Genomic DNA, 3,902 nt, shown 5'->3' with positions numbered 1-3,902 from the left:
GGCGCCGCCCTTGGCCTGCGCTACGACCATGTCGTCGCCAATGGCCCCTATGCCGGCGAACAGGTGCTCAGCGACATCATCAGCAAGCAGGGCGAGACCATCGTCGCCCATGCCGGCACCCAGATCGACCTTGATACAGGCCGTATCCGCGCGCTGTGGGAAATCCGGGACGGCCAACTGGTGCGCCAGCTCGCCGCCTACGACCACGACAAGCACGGCGACCTGATCCGAGCACAGGACGAAAACTGCGCCGCCTGGCACTACCAGTATGACCGCCACCTCGTCACCCGCTATACCGACCGTACCGGGCGCGGCATGAACCTCGCCTACGACACCAGCCTCGACAGCGGGCTTCATGCCAAGGCGATCCGCGAGTGGCTTGATGACGGCAGCGACGACACCCGGCTCGAGTGGGACAAGAACATTCGCCTGACCTATGTCATCGATGCGCTCGGCCACGAGACCCGCTACTACTACGACATCGCCGGCTACACCTACCGCATCGTGTATCCAGACGGGCGCGAGGAATGGCTGTTCCGCGACGACGCCAAGAACGTCGTCCGCCACATCCACACCGACGGCAGCAGCGAGCATTACCGTTACGACGACCACGGCAACCTGCTCACCCACACCCGCGCCGACGGCAGCCAGGTTCACTTCGAGTATGACGGCCAGCACCGCGTCACCGGCATCCGCGATGCCGAAGGCGGCGCGTGGCGGCGCGACTACAATGCCCAGGGCCACCTGGTCGAAGAAACCGACCCGCGCGGCAACAAGACCGAATATGCGTACGACAAGGCCGGACGGCCCGTCGAAGTCCTTGATGCCAAAGGCGGCGTCACGAAACTCGTTTACACGCCGAACGGCCAGCTCGCCGGCTACCTTGACTGTTCCGGGCACAGCAGCCAGTGGGAATACGACGACCGCAAACGCCTGGTCAAGCGGATCGATGCCGCCGGCAATGTGACCCGCTACCGCTACACGCCGGTAAATAGCGAAACGCTGGCACAGGCGCATGGCGAAGGCGCCGATCGCGGCAACCACCCCGGCCAGCTCGAAGCCGTCATCCACCCCGACGGCAGCCAGGAGCAACTGCGCCACGACGCCGAAGGCCGGCTGCTTGCGCACATCGACGCACTGCAACGCGTCACCGCCTACCGCTACACTGCGGGCGGACTGATCGCCAGCCGGACCGATGCGCTGGGACACAGTCTGCGCTACCAGTGGGATGCGCTGGGCCGCTTGACCGCACTGGAAAACGAAAACGACAGCGTCTACCGCTTTCAATACGATCCCGTCGGGCGCCTGCTGCAGGAACAGGGCTTCGATGGCAAGGCTACCCTATCCCGCTATGACGAAGCCAGCGGCGTGCTGGCGGAAACCGTCGACGCCGGGGTAACCACGCGGCTCGACTTCGACCCCATGGGCCGGCTCGTGCAACGCCGCGCCGCCGTCCCCGGCCAAACGGAACAAATCGAGACCTACGCCTACAATGCCAACGGCCAGTTGGCCGAAGCGAACAACGAACACGCCAGGTTGCAATGGTTCTACGACGATGCCGGCAACCTGGTGCGCGAACACCAGCACTACCAGGGCCCGTTCCATCCAGAGAAGCGCACCGCGGTATGGCGCCACCACTATGACGAACTCAACCAGCGCACCGGCACGGTCCGCCCCGATGGCCACCGTATCGAGTGGCTGACCTACGGCGCCGGCCACGTGCATGGCCTGCTGCTGGACGGGCAGGACCTCGTCTCCTTCGAGCGCGACGCGCTGTACCGGGAGACCGGCCGTACCCAGGCCAATGGCCTGCGGCAAACGATGCAGTACGACCCGCTTGGGCGCCTGATCGAACAGCAGCTCGGCGTCATCGCGCAGGTCGGCCGGAAGGACCGGCATGGTTATCTTGACACGTACCGTCCCGACGTCCAGGTGGGCATGCAAGCCGCCATCCTGCGGCGCTACCGCTACGATCCGTCCGGCCAGCTGACCAGCTTCGAAGACAACCGGCGCGGCCGCGTCGAATACCGCTACGACCCGGTCGGCCGGCTGCTGGTGGCGAACAGCGCATTAGGCCATGAAACCTTCGCCTTCGACCCGGCGGGCAACATCCAGGCGGCCGACACCGCGCAGCCGGAGCCCATCAGCCGCCGTGTCCCACTACCGAAACTGCTGGACAACCTGCTCAGGGAATATGCCGGCGTGCGCTACCGCTACGACGAACGCGGCAACCTCGTGGAACGCACCCAGGACGGCATTCGGTCCGAATATGCATGGGATGCGTACAACCGGATGACCCGCGCCACCACCTGGCATGGCGTCACCACCTTTGCCTATGATGCGCTGGGAAGGCGCATCGCCAAGCGCAGCGGGACGATGGATGGCGCCGCCTTTCGCGAGACGGCCCGCACCATGTACGGCTGGGATGGCGACACGCTGGCGTTGGAAAGCAGCGTGCGCCGAGGCGACGCGGCGGGCGAACGGACGGTGCATTATGTGTACGAGCGCGACAGCTTCGTGCCGCTGGTACAGGCCACCCGGAGCCGTGCGCTTCGCCTGGCGCCTACCACGGATGTGAAAGCGCTGATGGCGGGCAACGGCGGCAAGTACGACATGGCGCTCGATCCGCTGTGGAACGGCGAGGTTGAGCAGGGAGCTGAGCCGTTCGGTAAGGAAGAGATCGCCTTCTATCAATGCGATCATCTGGGGACGCCGCAAGAGTTGACGGATTACGAGGGCAAGGTTGCGTGGTCGGCGCAGTACAAGGCGTGGGGGCAAGCGAAGGAGGCGATCAGCGAGGCGGCGCGCAAGGCTGGGATACGGAATCCGATACGGTTTCAGGGGCAGTACTTTGATGATGAGACCGGTCTGCATTACAACCGGCATCGGTATTACGATCCGGATACGGCAAGGTATCTCACCCAAGACCCGGTTGGAATGAATGGCGGTGAGAATGTCTATCGGTACGCACCCAATCCAACAGGGTGGATGGACCCCTTGGGCCTTACCAAATGCGCAGGAATTCCAGTCAAAAATAACTCTGCAAGAAAACTTTTGAAGGCACGTGGACTTTCAAAACAGCAGCGGCATGAGGTAGTAAGCAGCTTCTATGGTCAAATATATGCTTCTCACGGACAAGCCGGTGAGAAATTTACAATTACTGAATCCGACATAGGTGCAGCGTCAGGAGTATTTGTCACACGATGCTCGGCTGGAGCAACGCCTGCGGAAAGACGCCAAAAGCTTGCGCTTCCACCAAGCAATACGGCAGAATTTGAAAGCCCTGTTGCGCTAACTCGGAACCAAATGTTGCTTGAAGGAAAAGTTGCTCCTCAGCTACAGTGGGGACCTGACAAAACTGGAGGAGGGTGGCAAGTCATAACCGCAGGAGGTAAATACACAGGAGCAATCAAACGATGACGACCTTTTCAGAATTAATTACCAGCATTGTCGCCGATTTAGATCAAGGAGGATTTTTTAAAGATGCTGATGAGTTGCGGCACCTAGCAAATTTGGCGTTAGACCAAACTCTTTTGGCAGGAATTCGCAGAGATGCCTTAAAGCAGATAGAAATGCGTTGCCATGTGAGGTGGTTTGGAGATTTTTACTTGCCTCATTTATCGCAAAAAGATTGGTGGGGAAGACTTGAAAAACTTGGCAAGTCAACCAAGAAGCATATGCAATCCATTTGATAGTTCCAAGGGCAACATGAGCAGTAGGAGCCAAGGTTCAACCATGGTTTGATGAAGTTGGGAAGGGGCATCCAATACAAGACAGAAAATCAGTCGAGCAGTTAATTGCTTTAGGTTGCTTAAGGCCACCTCTAAAAACCTCGGCCGAGACGCCTGCGGCTGGGTAAAATCCTGACATCGAACCAAGCCAGCGAGTGCCGTCATGATGAA

Annotated in this window: 3 protein-coding genes; 2 read left to right on the top strand and 1 reads right to left on the bottom strand. The window is 60.4% G+C overall.

The features are described from left to right. Positions 1-3,420 (top strand): RHS repeat-associated core domain-containing protein (locus ACZ9AQ_RS24050; RefSeq protein WP_429207319.1); only part of this gene is annotated, 3,420 nt, incomplete at its 5' end. Continuing rightward, on the top strand, positions 3,417-3,692 hold the full coding sequence (locus tag ACZ9AQ_RS24045) for a hypothetical protein (RefSeq protein ID WP_429207317.1): 276 nt from the start codon (positions 3,417-3,419) through the stop codon (positions 3,690-3,692). The genes ACZ9AQ_RS24050 and ACZ9AQ_RS24045, both read left to right, overlap by 4 nt. Here ACZ9AQ_RS24045 and ACZ9AQ_RS24040 read toward each other — a convergent pair. Further along, on the bottom strand, positions 3,663-3,902 hold a 240-nt coding region (locus ACZ9AQ_RS24040), incomplete at its 5' end, for a hypothetical protein (protein ID WP_429207315.1). The two genes, ACZ9AQ_RS24045 and ACZ9AQ_RS24040, sit on opposite strands and share 30 nt — an antisense overlap.

This window comes from Massilia sp. UYP34 (assembly GCF_056279385.1).
Note: the sequence above shows the minus strand (reverse complement) of the source record. Positions and strands in the feature narration are given on the sequence as shown.

What these genes read in the sequence shown, in the direction of transcription:
- ACZ9AQ_RS24045 (WP_429207317.1), top strand. Translation starts at nt 3,417, where the DNA reads ATGACGACCTTTTCAGAATTAATTACCAGCATTGTCGCCGATTTAGAT.